22 protein-coding genes are annotated in these 19,432 nt (G+C 66.8%); 12 read left to right on the top strand and 10 right to left on the bottom strand.

Going from position 1 to position 19,432, the window contains the following annotated elements:
• Window positions 1–50 precede the first annotated feature (50 nt).
• From urtB to mtnK, 4 genes are all read right to left on the bottom strand, one after another.
• Window positions 51–1,649, bottom strand: coding sequence for an urea ABC transporter permease subunit UrtB (gene urtB / locus AC5JDC_RS00530; protein ID WP_495838213.1), 1,599 nt, complete (start codon window positions 1,647–1,649; stop codon window positions 51–53).
• 292 nt (window positions 1,650–1,941) lie between these two features.
• Complete coding sequence (gene urtA / locus AC5JDC_RS00525) at window positions 1,942–3,243, bottom strand: urea ABC transporter substrate-binding protein (protein WP_495838124.1); 1,302 nt, start codon at window positions 3,241–3,243, stop codon at window positions 1,942–1,944.
• Between the two features lie 702 nt (window positions 3,244–3,945).
• The gene (gene mtnA, locus AC5JDC_RS00520; protein ID WP_495838122.1) at window positions 3,946–5,052 is read right to left on the bottom strand and encodes an S-methyl-5-thioribose-1-phosphate isomerase; all 1,107 of its coding nucleotides are present in this window, start codon (window positions 5,050–5,052) and stop codon (window positions 3,946–3,948) included.
• On the bottom strand, window positions 5,049–6,323 hold the full coding sequence (gene mtnK / locus AC5JDC_RS00515; RefSeq protein ID WP_495838120.1) for an S-methyl-5-thioribose kinase: 1,275 nt from the start codon (window positions 6,321–6,323) through the stop codon (window positions 5,049–5,051). The genes mtnA and mtnK overlap by 4 nt, the downstream gene beginning before the upstream one ends.
• Before the next feature lie 202 nt (window positions 6,324–6,525).
• Here mtnK and AC5JDC_RS00510 point away from each other — a divergent pair, with 202 nt between their 5' ends.
• Both AC5JDC_RS00510 and AC5JDC_RS00505 read left to right on the top strand, forming a co-directional pair.
• Entirely contained in the window at window positions 6,526–6,771 is a 246-nt protein-coding gene (locus AC5JDC_RS00510) for a type II toxin-antitoxin system RelE/ParE family toxin (protein WP_495838211.1), read from the top strand.
• Window positions 6,771–7,076 carry a HigA family addiction module antitoxin gene (locus tag AC5JDC_RS00505; protein WP_495838118.1) on the top strand — a complete coding sequence of 102 codons (306 nt, stop codon included), beginning with the start codon at window positions 6,771–6,773 and terminating at the stop codon, window positions 7,074–7,076. Before AC5JDC_RS00510 ends, AC5JDC_RS00505 begins: the two co-directional genes overlap by 1 nt.
• A 5-nt stretch (window positions 7,077–7,081) precedes the next feature.
• Here the strand turns inward: AC5JDC_RS00505 and AC5JDC_RS00500 are convergent, their stop codons facing one another.
• Together AC5JDC_RS00500 and AC5JDC_RS00495 are read right to left on the bottom strand one after the other, a co-directional pair.
• Entirely contained in the window at window positions 7,082–9,136 is a 2,055-nt protein-coding gene (locus AC5JDC_RS00500) for a bifunctional aldolase/short-chain dehydrogenase (protein ID WP_495838116.1), read from the bottom strand.
• Window positions 9,137–9,219: 83 nt separating this feature from the next.
• A complete protein-coding gene (locus AC5JDC_RS00495; protein WP_495838114.1) occupies window positions 9,220–10,185 on the bottom strand; it encodes a sugar-binding transcriptional regulator in 966 nt (321 codons plus the stop codon).
• 231 nt (window positions 10,186–10,416) lie between these two features.
• Here AC5JDC_RS00495 and ykgO point away from each other — a divergent pair, with 231 nt between their 5' ends.
• The 3 genes from ykgO to AC5JDC_RS00480 all read left to right on the top strand — a co-directional run bounded on the left by ykgO (window position 10,417) and on the right by AC5JDC_RS00480 (window position 12,368).
• Window positions 10,417–10,542, top strand: a complete 126-nt coding sequence (gene ykgO / locus AC5JDC_RS00490) for a type B 50S ribosomal protein L36 (RefSeq protein WP_106773163.1) — start codon at window positions 10,417–10,419, stop codon at window positions 10,540–10,542.
• 86 nt (window positions 10,543–10,628) lie between these two features.
• On the top strand, window positions 10,629–11,246 hold the full coding sequence (locus AC5JDC_RS00485) for a tetratricopeptide repeat protein (RefSeq protein WP_106773164.1): 618 nt from the start codon (window positions 10,629–10,631) through the stop codon (window positions 11,244–11,246).
• A 60-nt stretch (window positions 11,247–11,306) separates the two neighbouring features.
• Window positions 11,307–12,368, top strand: a complete 1,062-nt coding sequence (locus tag AC5JDC_RS00480) for an alpha/beta fold hydrolase (RefSeq protein ID WP_495838111.1) — start codon at window positions 11,307–11,309, stop codon at window positions 12,366–12,368.
• A 3-nt stretch (window positions 12,369–12,371) separates the two neighbouring features.
• On the opposite strand, the gene pyk is transcribed toward AC5JDC_RS00480, so the two are convergent.
• The 3 genes from pyk to AC5JDC_RS00465 all read right to left on the bottom strand — a co-directional run bounded on the left by pyk (window position 12,372) and on the right by AC5JDC_RS00465 (window position 14,518).
• Window positions 12,372–13,802: a pyruvate kinase gene (gene pyk / locus AC5JDC_RS00475; protein ID WP_495838109.1), complete on the bottom strand. Its 1,431-nt coding sequence runs from the start codon at window positions 13,800–13,802 to the stop codon at window positions 12,372–12,374.
• Entirely contained in the window at window positions 13,799–14,206 is a 408-nt protein-coding gene (locus AC5JDC_RS00470) for a DUF1036 domain-containing protein (protein ID WP_106773211.1), read from the bottom strand. Before AC5JDC_RS00470 ends, pyk begins: the two co-directional genes overlap by 4 nt.
• Before the next feature lie 138 nt (window positions 14,207–14,344).
• Entirely contained in the window at window positions 14,345–14,518 is a 174-nt protein-coding gene (locus tag AC5JDC_RS00465; RefSeq protein WP_165816097.1) for a hypothetical protein, read from the bottom strand.
• On the opposite strand from AC5JDC_RS00465, the gene AC5JDC_RS00460 reads away from it, so the two are divergent.
• From AC5JDC_RS00460 to AC5JDC_RS00450, 3 genes are all read left to right on the top strand, one after another.
• Window positions 14,508–15,305, top strand: coding sequence for an N-formylglutamate amidohydrolase (locus AC5JDC_RS00460; RefSeq protein WP_495838106.1), 798 nt, complete (start codon window positions 14,508–14,510; stop codon window positions 15,303–15,305). The genes AC5JDC_RS00465 and AC5JDC_RS00460 overlap by 11 nt on opposite strands.
• Before the next feature lie 11 nt (window positions 15,306–15,316).
• Window positions 15,317–15,625, top strand: coding sequence for a DUF1244 domain-containing protein (locus AC5JDC_RS00455; protein ID WP_495838104.1), 309 nt, complete (start codon window positions 15,317–15,319; stop codon window positions 15,623–15,625).
• 129 nt (window positions 15,626–15,754) lie between these two features.
• Window positions 15,755–16,015 (top strand): DUF2312 domain-containing protein, encoded by a 261-nt coding sequence (locus AC5JDC_RS00450; RefSeq protein WP_106773212.1) that lies wholly within the window; start codon window positions 15,755–15,757, stop codon window positions 16,013–16,015.
• Between the two features lie 58 nt (window positions 16,016–16,073).
• On the opposite strand, the gene AC5JDC_RS00445 is transcribed toward AC5JDC_RS00450, so the two are convergent.
• Window positions 16,074–17,084: an NAD(P)H-quinone oxidoreductase gene (locus tag AC5JDC_RS00445; RefSeq protein WP_495838102.1), complete on the bottom strand. Its 1,011-nt coding sequence runs from the start codon at window positions 17,082–17,084 to the stop codon at window positions 16,074–16,076.
• A 91-nt stretch (window positions 17,085–17,175) separates the two neighbouring features.
• Between AC5JDC_RS00445 and AC5JDC_RS00440 the strand changes: the two genes are divergently transcribed.
• The 4 genes from AC5JDC_RS00440 (at window position 17,176) to AC5JDC_RS00425 (ending at window position 19,393) form a co-directional block, all read left to right on the top strand.
• Window positions 17,176–17,367 carry a DUF1192 domain-containing protein gene (locus tag AC5JDC_RS00440; protein ID WP_106773170.1) on the top strand — a complete coding sequence of 64 codons (192 nt, stop codon included), beginning with the start codon at window positions 17,176–17,178 and terminating at the stop codon, window positions 17,365–17,367.
• Between the two features lie 54 nt (window positions 17,368–17,421).
• Window positions 17,422–17,712, top strand: a complete 291-nt coding sequence (locus AC5JDC_RS00435; protein ID WP_495838100.1) for a type II toxin-antitoxin system ParD family antitoxin — start codon at window positions 17,422–17,424, stop codon at window positions 17,710–17,712.
• An 85-nt stretch (window positions 17,713–17,797) separates the two neighbouring features.
• Complete coding sequence (locus tag AC5JDC_RS00430) at window positions 17,798–18,022, top strand: type II toxin-antitoxin system RelE/ParE family toxin (protein WP_495838098.1); 225 nt, start codon at window positions 17,798–17,800, stop codon at window positions 18,020–18,022.
• Between the two features lie 123 nt (window positions 18,023–18,145).
• Complete coding sequence (locus tag AC5JDC_RS00425) at window positions 18,146–19,393, top strand: MFS transporter (RefSeq protein ID WP_106773173.1); 1,248 nt, start codon at window positions 18,146–18,148, stop codon at window positions 19,391–19,393.
• The last annotated feature ends 39 nt before the right edge of the window (window positions 19,394–19,432 follow it).

Raw genomic sequence — 19,432 nt, 5'->3', positions numbered from 1 at the left:
TTCCCCTCCCCCTTGAGGGGAGGGGTTAGGGGTGGGGGTATTCTTCGCGATCATGCTTCCACCGCCCGGCCCTTGAGCGCGAACAGGCCGCGCGGGCGCTTCTGGATGAACAGGATGATCAGGATGAGAACGAGAATCTTGCCGAGCACCGCGCCGGCATAGGGTTCGAGAAACTTGTTGAGCACGCCGAGTGAGAACGCGCCGACCAGCGTGCCCCACAGATTGCCGACGCCGCCGAACACGACCACCATGAAGCTGTCGATGATGTAGCCCTGGCCGAGATTGGGCGAGACGTTGTCGATCTGGGACAGCGCGACGCCGGCAATGCCGGCGATGCCGGAGCCGAGCGCGAAGGTGAGCGCGTCGACCCACGGCGTGCGGATGCCCATGGAGGAGGCCATGCGCCGGTTGGCGGTGACGGCGCGCATCTGCAGGCCCCACGGCGTCTTCTTCATGACGAACAGCAGCACGAAGAAGACGGCGAGCGCGAAGCACAGGATCCACAGCCGGTTCCAGGTGATGGAAAGATGGCCGAGCTCGAAGGCGCCGGACATCCAGGACGGGTTGCCGACCTCGCGGTTGGTCGGGCCGAACACGGTGCGCACCGCCTGCTGCAGGATCAGCGACACGCCCCAGGTGGCGAGCAGCGTCTCCAGCGGCCGCCCGTAGAGGAAGCGGATGATGCCGCGCTCGATGGCGAAGCCGACGCCCGCCGCGACCAGGAAGGCGAGCGGCAGGGCGATCGTCAGCGACCAGTCGAACAGGTTTGGCGCCGAGGTGCGGATGACGTTCTGCACGACGTAGGTGGTGTAGGCGCCGAGCATCACCATCTCGCCATGCGCCATGTTGATGACGCCCATGACGCCGAAGGTGATGGCGAGGCCGATGGCGGCGAGCAGCAGCACCGAGCCGAGCGAGATGCCGTACCAGACGTTCTGGCCGGCCGCCCAGATCGCCAGCGAGGAGTTGATCGTGCTGATCGCGGCCGCAGCCGCCTCTTTCTGCGGACCTTCCGCCCTGGCCTGGAAGCCGGTGAGCAGCGACAGCGCGTCGCGGTCGCCGCGCGCCGCCACCACCTGGATCGCCGCCAGCTTGTCGGCTTCCGGCAGATCGGAAGCGAGCGCCGCCGCAGCACGTGCCTGTTCAAGCGCTGTCTTGACGCTGGCGACGCCTTCCTTGGCGATTGCCGCGTCGAGGGCCTCGATCGCATCGGGATCCGGGGTCCTGAACATGGTCTGCGCGGCGGCAAGCCGGGCGGCCGGATCCTCGGCGCCGAGCGTCAGCGACCCCAGCGCCTCGCGGATGGCGCGGCGCAGGCTGTTGTTGACCCTGACCTTGGTCACCTCGGCCTTGACGGCCTCGCCAGCCTCCGCGCCGGTCAGCGGATCGGCGAGCTTCACCGCCTGGCCGCTCTCCCTGCCGATGAAGACGGCGGCATCGGATTTGCGGACATAAAGATCGCCTTCGGCCAGCGCCGCCAACGGCTTTTCGACGGCGGGATCGCCGGCCGCGGCGAGCTCCTTCACGACCGCTTCGGTCGCCTGGAAGTTTTTCGCTTGGGCGAATTTGGCAATGGTCGCGCGCAGGGCGGCTTCGTCGGCGGAGGCGGGGGAGATGGAGGCTGCAAGGAAGGTAAGGAGAAATGCCAGTACTGTAAGAGCCGCGCTCCTTCCCACCCCCCTCTGGCCTGCCGGCCATCTCCCCCGCAAGGGGGGAGATGGGCTGTCATCGCCGCTTTCGCCAATCGCCAGCGTTGCATAACAGGCGGGAAGGGAGACGAAGGCTGATCTCCCCCCTTGCGGGGGAGATGGCCGGCAGGCCAGAGGGGGGTGGGAAGGAGCGCTACAGGTCATAAGGACTGTGCCTTTGGGATCAATTTCCCCGGGCGGGGCGATCGAGGAAACCCCGCCCGGGTGCGCGCGTCGCTTGGGAGGATGCGCGTCAGTTGATGCCCTTGCCGCCGCATTTGCCGGTGGCGACGTTGAAGTTACCGCAGGAGAGCGGCGCCCGCCAATCGGCGATCAGATCCTTGGAATCCGGCAGGTAGTCGGACCATTCGTCGCCGACCACCAGGCCGGAGGTCTGCCACACCGTCTCCATCTGGCCGTCGGCCTGGATCTCGCCGATCAGCACCGGCTTGGTGATGTGGTGGTTCGGCATCATGGTGGAGTAGCCGCCCGACAGGTTGGGCACCGACACGCCGATGATGGCGTCGATGACGGCGTCGGGATCGGTGGTGCCGGCCTTCTCGACCGCCTTCACCCACATGTTGAAGCCGATGACATGGGCTTCCATCGGGTCGTTGGTGACGCGCTTGTCGTTCTTGGTGTAGCCCTTCCACGCGGCGATGAACTCGGCGTTCTCCGGCGTGTCGACCGACTGGAAATAGTTCCAGGCGGTCAGATGGCCGACCAGCGGCGCGGTGTCGAGGCCGGCGAGCTCCTCCTCGCCGACCGAGAAGGCGACGACCGGGATGTCCTCGGCCTTGATGCCCTGGTTGGCAAGCTCCTTGTAGAAGGGCACGTTGGCGTCGCCGTTGATGGTGGAGACGACGGCGGTCTTCTTGCCGGCCGAGCCGAAGTTCTTGATGTCGGTGACGATGGTCTGCCAGTCGGAATGGCCGAAGGGCGTGTAGTTGACCAGAATGTCTTCCTTGGCCACGCCCTTGGATTCGAGGTAGGCCTGAAGGATCTTGTTGGTGGTCTGCGGATAGACGTAGTCGGTGCCCGCAAGCACCCAGCGCTCGACGCCTTCCTCGTTCATCAGGTAGTCGACGGCGGGAATGGCCTGCTGGTTCGGCGCCGCGCCCGTGTAGAAGACGTTGCGCTGGCTTTCCTCGCCCTCATACTGGACGGGGTAGAACAGCAGGTTGTTGAGCTCCTCGAACACCGGCAGCACCGATTTGCGCGACACCGAGGTCCAGCAGCCGAACACCGCCGAGACCTTGTTGACCGAGATCAGCTCGCGCGCCTTCTCGGCGAACAGCGGCCAGTCGGAGGCGGGATCGACGACGACGGCTTCCAGCTTCTTGCCGAGCACGCCACCCTTCTTGTTCTGCTCCTCGATGAGGAACAGCATGGTGTCCTTCAGCGTGGTTTCCGAGATCGCCATCGTGCCCGACAGCGAATGCAGCACGCCGACCTTGATCGTCTCCTCCTGCGACCAGGCGGGCGCGGCCATCAGGCCAGCCGAGAGCGCCCCGGCGGCCAGCAGGCTTCTTATCGTTGTTGTCAGTCCCCTCATACAAACCTCCGAACGGGTTGTTGCACCGCAGCAATGCGATGCAACCGCCGTGCCAGTTGCCGGGCCGGCCTGGTCCAGGATGATTCGGGGATGGATTCCAGAGGTTTAAGGGAGGACGAGCGGAATCGGCGGGCTGGTTCATTGGCGGCTGATGATCGGAGTGCAATTTCTTTGCGCAGCGGCGGGGTGGCGGCTGATCAAAACACTGGCACCTGCACAATGCTGATCAGTAATTGGGCAGGTTCCGGCTGCGCTGGGAGGCCGACCTCGACCGAGCGGCGGAGCGTAGCAGCCGGGGATGTCGTCAGGCGGGTACGGATCGTGAAGGGAGCAATGGGCGAGTCGAGCGGAAGTTGTCTGAACCGCCGGAGCGCTTCACCGCCGCTACGGCATGGATCCCAGGGTCTCCGCCTCCGCTTCGCTCCGGCTCCGCCCTAGGATGACGAAGTCAGGGATGTCTCCCTCAATCTCCACGTCGGCGACTAGCCAGGAATACCAAAGCATTCGTCATCCTAGGGCGAAGCAGGCCGAAGGCCGTCGCGGAGACCCTAGGATCCATGCCGAAAGGATGCGGTAGTGCACCGGCGGTTCAGATGTCCTCCCTCTTCAGAGATCTTCCGGATGTCGCGCACCTCGAATCGTGCCGGCGAACAAACAACCTCGGCCCTGGCGCGCCGGACGATGTCAGAAAACCCTGCCGCGCTACTCCGCGGCGGCCCTGCGCTCCGGGAACAGCTCCGCCAGCCCGTCGCGCGAGGCTTTCGCCACGCCGCGCTCGGTGATCAGTCCCGTCACCAGCCGGGCCGGGGTCACGTCGAAGGCGGGGTTGCGGGCCGGCGTGGCGTCGGGCGAGACGCGCACCTGGGCGATCTCGCCGTCGCCGGTCTTGCCCCACACCAGCGACACCTCGTCGCTCGCGCGCTCCTCGATCGGGATTTCCTTCAGCCCGTCGGCCACCGTCCAATCGATCGTCGGCGAGGGCAGGGCGACGTAGAAGGGCACGCCGTTGTCGGCGGCGGCAAGCGCCTTAAGATAGGTGCCGATTTTGTTGCAGACATCGCCGTTGGCGGTGGTGCGGTCGGTGCCGACGATCACCATGTCGACGTCGCCATGCTGCATCAGGTGGCCGCCGGCATTGTCGACGATCAGCGTGTGCGGCACGCCGTGGCCGGCCATCTCCCAGGCGGTGAGCTGGGCGCCCTGGTTGCGCGGTCTGGTCTCGTCGACATAGACGTGGACCGGAATGCCGGCCTCGACGGCGAGATAAATCGGCGCGGTCGCCGTGCCGTAGTCGACGGTGGCGAGCCAGCCGGCATTGCAATGGGTGAGAATGTTGACCGGCTCGCCCGGCTTCTTGCGGGCGGCGATGTCGCGGATGATCTTCAGCCCGTTCTCGCCGATCGAGCGGTTTAGGCCGACATCCTCGTCGGCGATCTCGGCGGCTTTGCTGTACGCGGCGGCGGCGCGCTCGGAGGGCGGCAGCGGCTTCAGCACGCGGGTCATCTCGTCGAGCGCCCAGCGCAGGTTGATCGCCGTCGGGCGCGTCTCGTGCAGCTTGTGCCAGACCGCTTCAAGCGCGGCGTCGGACGGATCGTCGGCCATCTGCATGGCGACGCCGTAGGCGGCCGTCACGCCAATCAGCGGCGCGCCGCGTACCCACATGTCGCGGATCGCGGTGGCGATGCCGTCGACCGTGTCGACGGTCTCTATGCGGAAGGCATGCGGCAGCCAGCGCTGGTCGATGATGTCGACCGAGCGGCCGTCGGCATTCAGCCAGATGGTGCGGAAATGTTTCTCGCCGACCTTCATAGCCTCTGCTCCTTCTCGATCAGTCCGGCCAGGTTGTTCACCTCCTCAATGCCGTGGATGGCCTTGCGGTTCACCACGAGATGCCGGCCGAAGCGCAGCGCCTTGGCCTCGCAGGAGGCGCGCAGGTCGACATCCTCGATCGTCTCGAAATCGGCATTGTGGGCGAGGCCGAGGATGCGGCGGTGGCACTCGACGCCGGCAAAACCCAGCATGTCGTCGAACAGCTGATGCAGCACGTGGTCGAGCGCCTGCTCGGAGGCCAGCCGGTCGCCCTGATGCTCGAACAGGCTCTTCTCGTAAAGAATGCCGGTGCGCTCGGTGCGCCAAAGATGCGAGAATTCGGCGCGGAACACCGACCACGCCTCGACGATGACGCCGAGCAGGTAGTCGCGCATCTGCTCCCGATCGCTCGGGGCCTTCTCATGGCCGCGCTGCGAGAAGAAGGCCATCCAGAAATTGGCGAGCGCCATGCCGACGTCGAAGGCCATCGGCCCGTAGAAGGCGAATTCCGGGTCGATCATGCGCGTGTCGGCCTCGGTCACCATGATCGAGCCGGTGTGCAGGTCGCCATGCACCAGCGTCTCGGCATTGGCGGCGAAGAGATGTTTCAGCCGCTGCGCCTCCACCTTCAGGTCGCGGTCGGCGCGCAGCTCGGCGACAAGAGAGTCGAGCTGCGGCGAGGTGTGCCGGTTGAGTTTCGCCTCGAAATAGGGATCGGAGAAGACGAGGTTCTCGGTGATGTCGCACAGCTCGACATTGTCGGCGAACAGCGCGAGATCGGCCTTGCGATGCTTCGTTTCCATATGGAAGTCGGAGCCGCGGAACAGCGTGCGGGCCATGAACAGGCCGAGGTCTCGGCCGATCTTCGGATAGATGTTGCCGGCGATCAGCCCGCGCCGCAGGATGATGTGCGGCGACAGAAATTCCATGACGATCAGCGCCTGCGCCTCGTCGAAATGGAAGATTTTTGGCGTCGAGCCGGGGTCGCGCGCTTCCTGCCGGGTCAGCGCGTGATACTCGAAGAAGGAGCGTTTCAGCGGCAGCGGCCAGGAATCGCCGACGAGACGGACGTAGGGCAGCGCCTGCTTGACCACGACGCCGCCGGCCGGGCCTTCGACGATGAAGACGAGGTTGAGGTTGCCGTCGCCGACCTCGCGCACTCGCCAGGCGGTGACATCGTCTCCGATCCGCGACCGCATCGCCTCCAGCTTGCCCAATCGCACGGGCAAGGTCTCCACCGTCAATGCCTTGAAGGCATTCTCCGCCGTCATTTCTGTCCTCCCTGCCGACCGTCCTTGCGGTACGATAGCATGCGGCGGCAAACTAGGAATGCCGCTAGCAATTGTCAATCAACGTGACAATTGCTGAATGCCGTAAGACAAGGGCATCAAGTCATCTTATTGACAGCCGTACGCTATTACCGTACGAATTTTTCGTATGCATTCGATCCGTTCAGCATAAGGTCTCGCCAAGCTGATCGAGGCGAACGATGGGCGCGGGATTAAACCCGAACTCCTCAATCGTATTCGCAATATCCTCGCGGTGCTGATCGTCGCGAGCGATATGAACGAGGTCATGGGTGCGTCCGGCTGGCGCATCCACCAGTTGACCGGTAATCGTGCCGGCACATGGAGCATTTCCGCTTCCGGCAATTGGCGCATCACCTTCCGGATCGACAACGGCGAAATCGTCGACCTGAATCTTGAGGACTATCACTGATGAACGAGCTGCCTGTGGGAATGCTGCCGCCTCATCCGGGAACCTTCATCCGGGAGGAGATTCTGGAGCCTTTGAACCTTTCCGTGACGAAGGCCGCAACCGTGCTCGGCGTGCGGCGCGCCACGCTATCCGACCTGATCAACGCGAAAGCGAGCCTGTCGCCCGAAATGGCGCTCCGCGTCGAGAAGGCGTTCGGCGTCAAGATGGACACGCTTTTGCGCATGCAGGCCTGGCACGACAGCCAGGCCATGCGCGCCCGGTCCGCTCAGATTGTCGTGGAGCCGTTTAAGGCAACGACGAACTGATCGGCCTACCGGAGCGTCGCCGCGATGTTGCCGCCGTCGACGGTGGTGACGTCGGCGGTGGTGCGCTCGGCCAGCGCGTGGTGCAGGAAGGCCTGCGCCACATGCTCGGCCGTCACCTCCTGTCCGAGCAGGTTGCCGGACATATAATCCTTCTCCGAGAGGCCGCGCGCCTTGGAGCGGCTGGCGATCATGTCGGCGGTGAGCAGGCCGGAGCGGATGCGGTCGGCGTTGACGGCGTTGGAGCGCACGCCGATCGGGCCGTATTCCAGCGCGTACTGGCGCGACAGGAACAGCGTCGCCGCCTTGGGCAGGCCGTAGGCGCCGAAATTGGCGCCCGGATTGATCGCCTGCTTGGAGGTGTTGAACAGGAGCACGCCGCCGGTGCCCTGCTGCTTGAAGATGCGCACGGCGTTCTGCGCGGCGTTCTGGTGGGCGAAGAAGTTGAGCTCGAAACTCTTGCGCAGCAGCGCGTCGTCGAGTTCGCCGATCTTGCCCTCCCAGGCAGCACCCGCGTTGGAGACGAGAATGTCGAGGCCGCCATAGACTTCGACCGCCTTGTCGAAGGCGGTGCGCAGCGCGGCCGGATCGGTGATGTCGCAGCCGACGCCGATCGACTGGTTGCCGGCCTTTTTCGCGGCTTCCGCCGCCCGTTCGGCGTCGAGGTCGACGACGACGGCATGCGCGCCGTATTCGGCGAAGAGTTTCGCCGTCGCCGCGCCGATTGCGCCGGCACCGCCGGTGATCAGCACCACCTGGCCGGTCAGCGGCTTCGGCTTGTTGGCGGCGAGCTTCGCCTGCTCCAGCGACCAGTATTCGAGCTCGAACAGGTCGGAATGGACGAGCGGATGGAAGGTGCCGACCGCCTCGGCGCCCTTCACGGCCTCGATCCACATCTCGCCGACGTCCGACGCGATCTTCGCGTCCTTCAGCGTGCGGCCATGGCCGAACATGCCGAGCCCCGGCACCAGGGTGAGGCGCGGCATCGGGTCGAGCATGGTGCGCTTGACGTCGTCGCGGGCGTCGTTGCTGGTGAAGTAGTGTTCGTAGGTCTCGGCGAACTCCGCGACGCGCTTGTCGATGATCTCTCCGAAACCCTTCAGGTCGCCGGCGTCGGGCGCCGGCAGCACCATCGGACCGGTCTTGATGCGGATCGACAGGTCGGGCGTCGAAACGCCGGTCCTCGCCAGCGCCTCCAGCCGCGGCCCGCGCAGGAAGTCGAGGATCGCCGGCGAGGTGCGGAAGTCGCTGACCATGCGGTCGAAGCGGCCTTCCCCCTTGGCGACCGCGACGGCGCCGCGCAGCTTCGCGGCGATGTCGGCCGGCTTGGCGAGGTCGGCGGGCAGGGCCACCGGCGCCGGCGCGGTCTTGCCCGTGCTCGCGACGAAGTCCTCGGCCAGCGTCACGGCGTCGATCATGCGGTCATAGGCTTCCTTCGCCGTATCGCCGAAGGTGAAGATGCCGTGCTTGTCGAGGATCAGGCCGATGACCGACCTGTCCTGCTCGAACACCTCGGCCGCCGCCTTGGCGAGGTCGAAGCCGGGCTTGATGTAGGGCACGAAGCCGAAAGTCCTGCCGAACACCTTTTCGCAGATCGGCTTGCTGTCCTCCTGGTCGATCAGCGACAGGATGGCGGTGGAGTGCGTGTGGTCGACGAATTTGTGCGGCAGGAAGGCATGCAGCAGCGTCTCCACCGACGGGTTCGGGCCGCTCGGGTCGATCAGGTTGGCGCGCTGCAGCGCCACCATGTCCTCGTCCGACAGTTTGTCCAGCTTGCGCGCCTTGAGCAGCGGGTCGAGCTTCACCGCCGGCAGGCCCTGCGGCTCGATCACCCCCATGTCCCAGCCGCTGCCCTTGACGCAGAGCACGTCCCATTCGTCGCCGACCAGGTCTGTCATGGTGAGCTTGACGGAGGTGTTGCCGCCGCCATGCAGCACCAGCCGCGGCTCGCCGCCGAGCAGCCGGGTCGTGTAGACGCGCAGCGCCAGCTCGCGCCCGACGCCCTTCTTTCCATACGCCTCGACGAGGGCTTCGGCTTGCGTGTCGTTCCAGAGGTTCTTCATCGTCGTCTTCCAGTGTGTCCGGGTGTTTCGGGTTCGTTTCGGAGCCATGCGGCTGTGAGAGTGGCAGGCCGCGGGGCCGGCGTTCAGTGCGCGGGTGCCCGCGCTTTCTCCGCGTGCTCCAGCAGACGCCGCGCCATGCGGGTGCCGAGCACGAGATGCGTGCAGAGCCCGCCGGCCAGGGCGGCCTCGAGCGGCTCCAGCTTGTTGTCCTCCCGCACCACGACCAGCCGCCTGGGAATCGCCCGCAAGGTGTCGATGTCGGCGGCAATCAGGCGGCGGTTGTAGCCGCAGTCGAGCGCCCCGCCCCGCGCGTCGATGATGCGGCCGGCGACGACCCCCGCCGCGCCGGCGGCGCGCAGCTCGGCCAGCCCCCGCGCATCGACGGCGCCGCAGTTCACCACATGGCTGTCGGCGTCGACGGTGCCGATCGAGAACAGCGCGAGGTCGCAGCCGGCGATGCCGTCGAGCTGCTCGCGGATCACCGGTTCGGCCCGCAAGGCGGCGGCCAGATTCTCCGTGCTCAGCACCAGCGGCGCGTAGAGATTGAGACCCTTGGCGTTGAGGCGCCGTGCGATCTCCATGGTGCATTCGTCGGGTCGGTAGGAATAGGGGGCGCCGAGATTGCCGCAGAGCTGCACCACGGTGACGCCCTGCAGGTCGGCATGCGCCATCTGGTCGGCGATGGTGTAGACTGTGCGGCCCCAGGCGACGCCGATGCGGGAGCCGCGCTCGACCAGGCCCATGAAGACATTCGCGGCGACGATCGGGACGTCGGCGGTCGGATCGGAGGAATGGGCGCTGTCGGGCACCACCCACACCGCGTCGAGCCGCAGCGCGTCCTCCAGCCGGCGGGCGAGCACGTCCTCGGCGAAGAGCTGCGTTGAGGTCGATATGGTGACGATGCCGGTGTCGCGCGCCCGGCGCAGGTACATGGCCACCGAGGCGCGCGAGATGTCGAGCGCACGCGCGACCTCGTCCTGCGTCAACCCATGCGCATAGTAGAGCCACGCCGCCTTGTGTATGATCTGGTCCGCCGGACGGATCGTCATCAACGCCTCCTACTTTTGACAATAGTCACCGAGATTGACAAAAGTCAAATGCCGATCGGAGCGGTGAAGCAGGGGCGGCCGGGAAGCCACCGTCGCGCGTGTCATGAATCCGGACAGCAGCTTGACAGGCGAGCGGGTTTGCCCTTATGAGCCGGGCAACTCTTACGGGCGCGCTCTCGGGCGCGCCTTTCCGTTGGCCCTGCCGGGGCCGCAGTTCGACAGGCCAGACCGATGAAGATCAAGAACTCGCTCAAGGCCCTCAAGGGCCGCCATCGCGACAACCGCATGGTTCGCCGCAAGGGCCGCATCTACATCATCAACAAGAGCGCGCCCCGCTACAAGGCGCGCCAGGGCTGAGCCCTTGCCGCCGCGGCCGGCTCGCCGGCCGCGCATCACGCGATTTTCAGTTTGACGTTCCGCTTCCGGGGCCTAGAGTCCAGGGAATGCGGAATCGTTTTGTTTTGCTGACGGGACTTGCGCTGGCTTGGGCCGCCGCGCCCGCCCTTGCCGTCGAGACGGCGGCCGCCCCGCCGCAGCAACCTTCCGCCGAGAACCCCGAAGCCGCCGCGCCCAAGACGCAGGCCGAACGCATAGACGCGTTGTTCGTGTCGCTGAAGCGCGAGCGCAACGCCAAGGCGGCGGAGCGCATCGCCGGCCGCATCTGGCAGGAATGGAACGATTCCGGCAGCGCCACCACCGACCTGATGATGCAATGGTCGCAGCAGGCGATCGAGAAGAAGAAGTTCGATGTCGCGCTCGACTTCCTCGATCAGGTCGTGACCCTGTCGCCCGACTATGCCGAGGGCTGGAACCGCCGCGCCACCGTGCATTTCATGATGCGCAGCTTCGGCAAGTCGATGGCCGACATCGAAAGGACGCTGGAACTCGAGCCGCGGCATTTCGGTGCGATCTCCGGGCTTGCCCAGATCATGAAGGAAACCGACCGCAAGCAGCGCGCGCTCGACGCCTACCAGCGCGTGCTCGACATCTACCCCATGCTGCGCAGCGCCCAGGGCGAAGTGGCGACGCTGTCGGAAGAGCTGACCGGCGAAGGCATTTGATCGCGGCACGCCGGCCGGCATATAAGGCAGGACGTCGTCCGCCGGCAGTTTCCGTCCAGCATGAGCCTTTCTTCGACCGCCATTCTCCTGCTTGCTGTTCTTGTCCTGCTCGCCGCCGTCACGCGGCTCGGCGCCTGGTCGATCGCCCGCGCCCATCCGCCGGCCGGCGCCTTTGAAGAGATCGGCGGCGCGCGCATCCACTACGTCCACCATCCCGCGCCCACCGGCGCGGACCTGCCGCCGGTGGTCTTCATCCATGGCGCCAGCGCCAACCTGAACGACCAGATGGTGCCGCTGCGCCCGTTGCTGGAGAGCCGCGCCGAGACGTTGTTCTTCGACCGGCCGGGTCATGGCTGGTCGTCGCGCGGCAGCGGCCACGACACGCCGGAGGCGCAGGCGGCACTCCTGGCGGAGTTGATGCGGCGCCGCGGCATCGCCAGAGCGATCGTCGTCGGCCATTCCTTCGGCGGAGCGATCGCGGCCGCCTTCGCGCTTCACCATCCGGCGAAGGTCGCCGGGCTGCTGTTCGTCTCCGCCGCCACTCATCCGTGGCCGGGCGGCCGCACCTCTTGGTACTATTCGGTGGCGGCCCTGCCCATCGCCGGGCGGCTGTTTTCCGAGCTCGTCGCCTATCCCGCCGGCGCGCTCAGGATCGCGGCGGTGACGGATGAGGTCTTCGCTCCGAACCCAACGCCGAAGGATTATCTCGCCCGCGCCTCGATCGCGCTGGTGCTTCGCCCGGCGGCCTTCCGGGCGAACGCCGTCGACGTGCAGAGCCTCTATCCCGCCGCGCTCGTCCACGCGCCGCGCTATGGCGAGATCGCCGCGCCGACCGTGGTCATGTCCGGCGACTGCGACAGCGTCGTCTACGAGGAGGTCCATTCGCTCGGCCTGGCGCGCGACATCCCCGGGGCCGAACTGGTCTGGGTGAGAAATCTCGGCCACAAGCCGGACTGGATCGCCCCGGACCTGATCGTCGCGGCAGTGGAGAAGCTGTCCGGCAAGCCGATCGACCTCGCCGCCGCGGCGCGGGCCGTCGAGGCGCGGATCGCCGGCGATCGGTCGCGCAGGGCGGTTTGCGTCGATGAGAAGCCAGGCGGGCCGGAACTCGCGCCTTCGTAGCTCTCAGCGGCGTCCGTCGGTGCCGAGATAGGCTATCCTGAGCATGTTGGTCGAGCCGGGGGTGCGCAACGGCACGCCCGCGGTAATGATCACGCGGTCGCCCTCGCCGCCGAAGCCTTCGGCCTGGGCGATCGTGCAGGCGCGCTTGACCATGTCGTCGAGATCGGAAGCGTCGGGCGTGACCACGCAATGCGTGCCCCACAGCAGCGACAGCCGCCGCGCCGTCTCCACCACCGGCGACAGCGCGATGATCGGCACGCGCGGCCGTTCGCGCGCCGCCCGCAGGCCGGTGGTGCCGGAGGCGGTGTAGCTGACGATCGCCGACAGGTTGAGCGTCTCGGCGATCTGCCGCGCAGCCAGCGAGATGGCGTCGGCGCCGGTCGCTTCCGGCTCGGAGCGCTGCGCGTTGATGATGCTCGAATAGAGCGGGTCGCGCTCGACCTGCTCGGCGATGCGGTTCATCATCGCCACCGCTTCGACGGGATAGGAGCCGGCGGCCGATTCGGCCGAGAGCATGATCGCATCCGCCCCCTCGAAGACGGCGATGGAGACGTCCGACACCTCGGCGCGTGTCGGCACCGGCGCGGTGATCATCGATTCCAGCATCTGGGTGGCGACCACCACCGGCTTGCCGGCGCGCCGCGCGGCGCGGGTGATCTGCTTCTGTATGCCCGGCACCATCTCCAGCGGCATTTCGACGCCGAGGTCGCCGCGCGCCACCATCAGCGCATCGGAGAGTTCGATGATCTCGGCCAGCCGGGTAACCGCCTGCGGCTTCTCGATCTTGGACATCAGCAGCGCCCGGCCACGCGCGATCTTGCGCGCCTCGGCAAGGTCGTCCGGCCGCTGGATGAAGGACAGCGCCACCCAGTCGACGCCGGTCGCCAGCACCGCGTCGAGATCGGCGCGGTCCTTCTCGGTCAGCGCGCCCACCGGCAGTTCCGTGTCTGGCAGGCTGACGCCCTTCTTGTCGGAGATCCGGTCGCCCGCCACCACGATCGTTCCGATCGACCGGCCGTCGCAGCGCACCGCCTTCAGCTGCAGCTTGCCGTCGTCGATCAGCAGGCGGTCGCCGACGGCAACAGACTGCAGGATCTCCGGATGCGGCAGGTGCACGCGCCGGGCGTCGCCGGGCGTCGGATCGTCGTCGAGGGTGAAGGCCTGGCCGACCTCGAGCGCCACCTTGCCGTCGGCGAACTTGCCGACCCGGAGCTTCGGACCCTGCAGGTCGGCGAGGATGCCGATCGGCCGTCCCAGCTCCTGCTCGACCGACCGGATGCGTTCGACCAGCGTGCGCATCAGCGCATGGTCGCTGTGGCTCATGTTGATGCGGAAGACATCCGCACCCGCCTCGAACAGCTTGCGGATCATCTCGACCGACGACGACGCCGGACCGATGGTTGCGAGGATCTTGACCTTGCGGCTGCGTCTCATGGCGGCGAAGCTCCGTTTGCTGCGGCGTTCGCGCCGTCTGCGGGCTGATCAGTCAGCTGAACCATCCAGCTCGCCTGCTCGGCCGTGTCGTATTCCTGGAAGCCGACGCGCTGGAAACCGCGCGCGACGCAGTCCGTGACACCGGCGATCTTGAATTCCTTCTCGGCCACGCACATCGTGATCGGGCCGTCCCAGCGGCCGCCGCGCTCGGCGTCCTCGGCATAGAGATAGTAGAAGCGCGACGACAGCGGCCCCTCGATCAGCGTCTTGCAGCTCGAGCCGTCGATATGCCACCAGCCCTCGGTCACCCAGCCCGCCTTGGCGCGGTAGCCGATGCCGACGCCGACGAGATTCTGCGTGGCGTTGCAGACGCGGAAATCGGCTCGCGCCTGGCTCGTGCCCAGAGCTAGTCCCGCCGCGAAAACGGCGGCCGCGGCGACGGCGCAGTGCCTGCGCTGGCCGGCGGCAAGGACCATTCCCATACCTCTCGAAATCGACGAAATCATCTCGGAGACCCCTTTTCGGCAAACTGCGCGTGCATGTCAACGCGCCCGGCCGCCCGATCCAATCGATTTAATGACCGGCGCACCGTCCGCCTTGCCCGCACTACCGATGTCGGCCGCAAGATTGTCGAAACAACGGCATTGCGCCAGTCCCCGCTTCATGGAAAGACGCGCCATCCTGCCGCATGAATTGAGATTCCAGATGACACGCATGGCAGTTTTCGCCCCGTTCGAACTGATCGAGGGCGACCGCCGCAGGGGCATCGTGCTGGTTGCCGATCATGCCCGCCGCGATCTTCCGGAGGAATATGGCGACCTCGGGCTGCCCGCCGGCGAATTCGAACGGCACATCGCCTACGACATCGGTGTCGAGACGGTGCTGCGACGGCTTGCCGCGCGGCTCGGTGCGCCGGCCGTCTTCGCCGCCTTCTCGCGGCTGCTGATCGACCCCAATCGCGGCGAGGACGACCCGACCCTGATCCGCCAGCTTTATGACGGCACCGTCGTGCCGGCCAACTACCCGATGGACGCCGAGGAGCGCGAGCGGCGGCTAGCGCGCTACTATCGCCCCTACCACGATGCGGTGTCGGCGATGGTGGCGTCGGTGGCGCATGAGAGCGGCGCGCCGCCGCTGATCTTTTCCGTGCACTCCTTCACCCCGGTCATGCAGGGCCGCCCGCGGCCGTGGCACGCCGGCGTCCTGTGGGACAACGACGATCGAGTCGCGCGGCCGCTTATCGACATGCTGGCGGCCGATCCGCTGCTGACCGTCGGCGACAACGAGCCCTATGACGGCGCCCTCAAGGGCGACACCATGTACCGGCACGCCATCGTCAACGGCTTCGCCCACGCCCTGATCGAGATACGCCAGGACCTGATCGCCGAAGAGGCCGGCGCCGCAGCCTGGGCCGACAGGCTCGCGCCCATCGTTGACGCGATCAACCGCCGGCCCGATATACACGAAGTCAGGCGCTACGGCTCGCGCACCGGGCCGCTATGAAGGAGGCATCGATGCCGGAACTCACCGAAGAGCAGAAACGCGATTTCGAGGCGGCGGCGTTCCGCAGGCTGGTCGCGCATCTGCGCGAACGCAGCGACGTGCAGAACATCGACCTGATGAACCTCGCCGGCTTCTGCCGCAACTGCCTGTCCAACTGGTACCGCGAGGCCGCCGAGGCCGCCGGCGCGTCGCTGTCCAAGGACGAGTCCCGCGAGATCGTCTACGGCATGCCTTATGCCGACTGGCAGGCGCTCCACCAGACAGAGGCCTCCGACGCCAAGAAGGCGGCCTTCGAGGCCAGCCGGCCGAAGGATCACTGAATCCCGGGAACTGCCCCTTCGGCAGCGCGCGTCGCTCTTGACCCTGCCAGCCGCTTCGGGCATCGAACCGCGTCCGCCGCGGCCCTGCCGAGTCGCGGCATGAACGAATTCGCCGATCCGGAGACAGACATGGCCGAAGACATCACCGAATCCAGCCAGACCGTGGCGGCCGGCCAACTCAAGGCCTTCATCGAGCGCATCGAGCGGCTGGAGGAGGAGAAGCAGACCATCGCCGACGACATCAAGGACGTCTATGCCGAGATGAAGGGCACCGGCTTCGACACCAAGGCGGTGCGCACCATCATCCGCCTGCGCAAGAAGGACGCCAACGAGCGCCAGGAGGAGGAGGCGATCCTCGACCTCTACATGGCCGCCCTCGGCATGGCCTGAGGCAAAGCCGCCGTACCGGCTCCCCGCCGGCTCGGCCCTGCAATCGTTTTTCGCCGGCTCAGGCCACGTCCAGCACGATCTTGCCGATGTGCTGGCCTTCCTCCATCCGCTCGTGCGCCCGCCAGGCTTCCTTGAGCGGGAAGATCATGTCGAGCAGCGGCTCGATCCGCCGGGTGGCGAGCAGCGGCCAGACCTGCGCCTCCAGCGCGGCGGCGACCGCGCCCTTGAACTCGAGCGAGCGCGGCCGCAGCGTCGAGCCGGTGTGGACGAGCCGCTTCACCATCAGCTTCGAGAAGTCGGCGCTCGCCACCGCGCCGGCCTGCGTGGCGATCTGCACGATGCGGCCCTCGACCGCGGCGGCGGAATAGTTGCGGCCGACATAGTCGCCGCCCACCATGTCGAGGATGACGTCGGCGCCCTTGCCATCGGTGAAGCTCTTCACCTGTTCGACGAAATCCAACTCGCGATAGTTGATGGCGAGGTCGGCGCCGAGCTTGCGGCAGGCCTCGCATTTCTCCTCGCCGCCGGCGGTGACGATGACGGTGGCGCCGAACGCCTTGGCGAGCTGGATGGCGGTCGTGCCGATGCCGGACGTGCCGCCATGCACCAGCAGCGTCTCGCCGGGCTTCAGCGCACCCCGCTCGAACACGTTGTGCCAGACGGTGAAGAAGGTTTCCGGCAGCGCCGCCGCCTCGGTCATGGTGAAGCCGGCGGGTATCGGCAGCGCCTGCGCTTCGGGAACCTTGCAGAATTCGGCATAGCCACCGCCGGGGGCAAGCGCGCACACGGCATCGCCGACGCGCCACCGCCGCGCTCCCGCGCCGAGCGCCGCCACCTCGCCGGCAACCTCCAGCCCCGGCAGATCGGAGGCGCCGGGCGGCGGCGGATAGGCACCCTTGCGTTGCATGACGTCCGGCCTGTTGACGCCGGCGGCGCGCACCCTGATCAGGATCTCGCCCTCGCCCGGCTCGGGCACCATCCGCTTCTCCGGCTTCAGCACCAGCGGCCCGCCGGGCTGGGAGATCGCCACGGCGGTCATCCGCGCCGGAATTTTCACGTCACCTGCCATCGTCGCTCCAAACCGATTCGTCCGGCATTTGCCTCCGGGCCTCCCCCTTATGTAATCTCGCCGCCGATCTGGCAAACCGGAGGACAACCCGATGGCCGTGTTCGACGAGGAGCCGCGCAAGCCGGCGAGCGCGCATGTGGTGGGGCAGGATATTTCGTTGATGTCTGCGGACGAGCTGAGCGAGCGGATCGCCCAGCTCACCGCCGAGATCGCCCGCCTGGAGGAGGAGCGCGGCCGGCGCGGCGCCACCAAGTCGGCGGCCGAGGCGCTGTTCCGAAGGTGAGAACGGACGGTTATCGGCGGCAATGTCGCTAACAATAATTGCGCTGTTTATGTTATGGGTTGCGACGGTAGCACCAAGAGGAGGCTGCGCCGTGAACGTGTCGATCGGAAAACGCTGGGAAAATTCGTCAACGACCTGGTGAGGGAGGGCCGCTATGGCTCGCAGAGCGAGATCGTGCGGGAGGGGCTGCGTCTGGTGGAGGAGCGCGAGGCGAAGTTGAAGGCCTTGCGCGAAACCATCGATGCGTCGATTGCGCAGGGCGGCAGTCACAGTGCCGACGAGGTCGATGCCTACATCGACGAGCGCCTCGATCAATGGGAAGCTGCCCAGGCCCAGGGCAAATAGTGGCAAGGCTGCGATATACCGACGCTGCGCGGGCTGATATCGCCGACATCACGCTTTACATCGCGCGGGAGACGGAAGCCGCAGGGTGGCCGAGAACTTCCGCGAACAGATTCATCAAAAATGTCGGCATCTTGCGAGGTTGCCCGGCAGCATGGGCCGGCCACGACCGGAGTTGCGGGCGGATCTGCGCAGCGTGGCCTTCAAGAACTATGTGATTTTCTTCCGCTATCGGGATGACGTGTTCGAGGTCGTCGACGTGATGGCGGGGCATCGGGACATCGAAGACTATTTTGGCGGGGATGAGACATAGTCATCCACGCGGAGAGAACTCCCCGAACCAGCCTACGCCGAGCGTCGGTCGAGCGTGGTCACGCTATCGACGGAATCGGCTATTGTATCGGAGGCGCTTCGTACCTCTGACTCGGATTGAATCATGTTCGCGACCTACCGGCCGATCCTCTCGCTGCTGCGCGGCACCGCCTTCCTGCTCGCCGCATCGGGCCTGCACGGCCTGCTTCTGCCGCTTCGCGGCCAGGCCGAGGGATTTTCCACCGCGGTGCTCGGCCTGCTCGGCACCGCCTGGGCCGGCGGCTTCGTCGCCGGCTGCTTTTTCGCACCGCGCCTGGTGCGGCGCGCCGGTCATGTGCGCGCCTTCGGTGCCTTCGCCGCGTCCGGCGCCATCATCGCCCTGCTGACCGGGCTGTGGATCCACGAGGTCTCCTGGATCGTGCTGCGTGCCGCCACCGGCTTCACCATGGCCGGCGCCTTCATGGTGATCGAGAGCTGGCTGAACGAGAAGGCCACCAACGAGAACCGCGGCACCGTCTTCGGCCTCTACATGATGGTCACCTACGCCTCGATCATGGCCGGGCAGATGATCGTGGCGGCGGGCGACATCCGTTCCGATTCGCTGTTCATGGTCGCCGGCATCTTCTTCTGCCTGGCGCTGCTGCCGACAGCCATGTCGACCGCCGACACGCCGAAGCCGCTGCAGGACGTGTCGCTCGACGTGAAGGGGCTCTACGTCAATTCGCCGGTCGCCTCGGTCGGCTGCCTGCTGATCGGGGTCGCCAACGGCGCCTGGGGCACGCTCGGCGCCGTCTACGGCGCGCGCATCGGCGTCACCACGGCCGAGATCGCGCTGATGATGAGCCTTGTCGTCGTCGCCGGCGCCTCCCTGCAGCTGCCGATCGGACGCATCTCCGACCGCACCGACCGCCGCTACGTGCTGGCGGCGGCGGGAGCCGGCGCGGCGGTGTTCGGCCTGCTGGTCTTCTTCGTGGCGCCGCGCGCCGGCGCCGTGGTGATCGCCATGACGGCCTGCTACGGCGCGCTCGCCTACACGCTTTATTCGCTGGCCGTCGCCCATGCCAACGACCACGCGGCGCCCGAGGACTTTGTGAAAGTGTCGGGCGGGCTGCTGCTGCTCTACGGCTTCGGCACGATGATCGGTCCGGTCATCGGCGCCTCGCTGATGAGCTGGATGCGGCCGGAGAGCCTGTTCCTGGCCACCGCGCTCGCTCATCTCGGGCTCGCCGCCTACACGCTGCTGCGCATCTCGCGGCGCGCGCCGGTGCCCGTCGAGGCACGCGAGGCATTCACCACGCTGCCCTCCGAGCGCGGCGCCACCCCCGAGGCGGCGCGGCTCGATCCGCGCACGCCGGCCGAACAAGAGGGTTGAGAATCCGCCGCGCTTGCATGAAGCTGGCGCGCCCGGAAC

This window comes from Kumtagia sp., from assembly GCF_059502445.1.
Note: the sequence above shows the minus strand (reverse complement) of the source record. Positions and strands in the feature narration are given on the sequence as shown.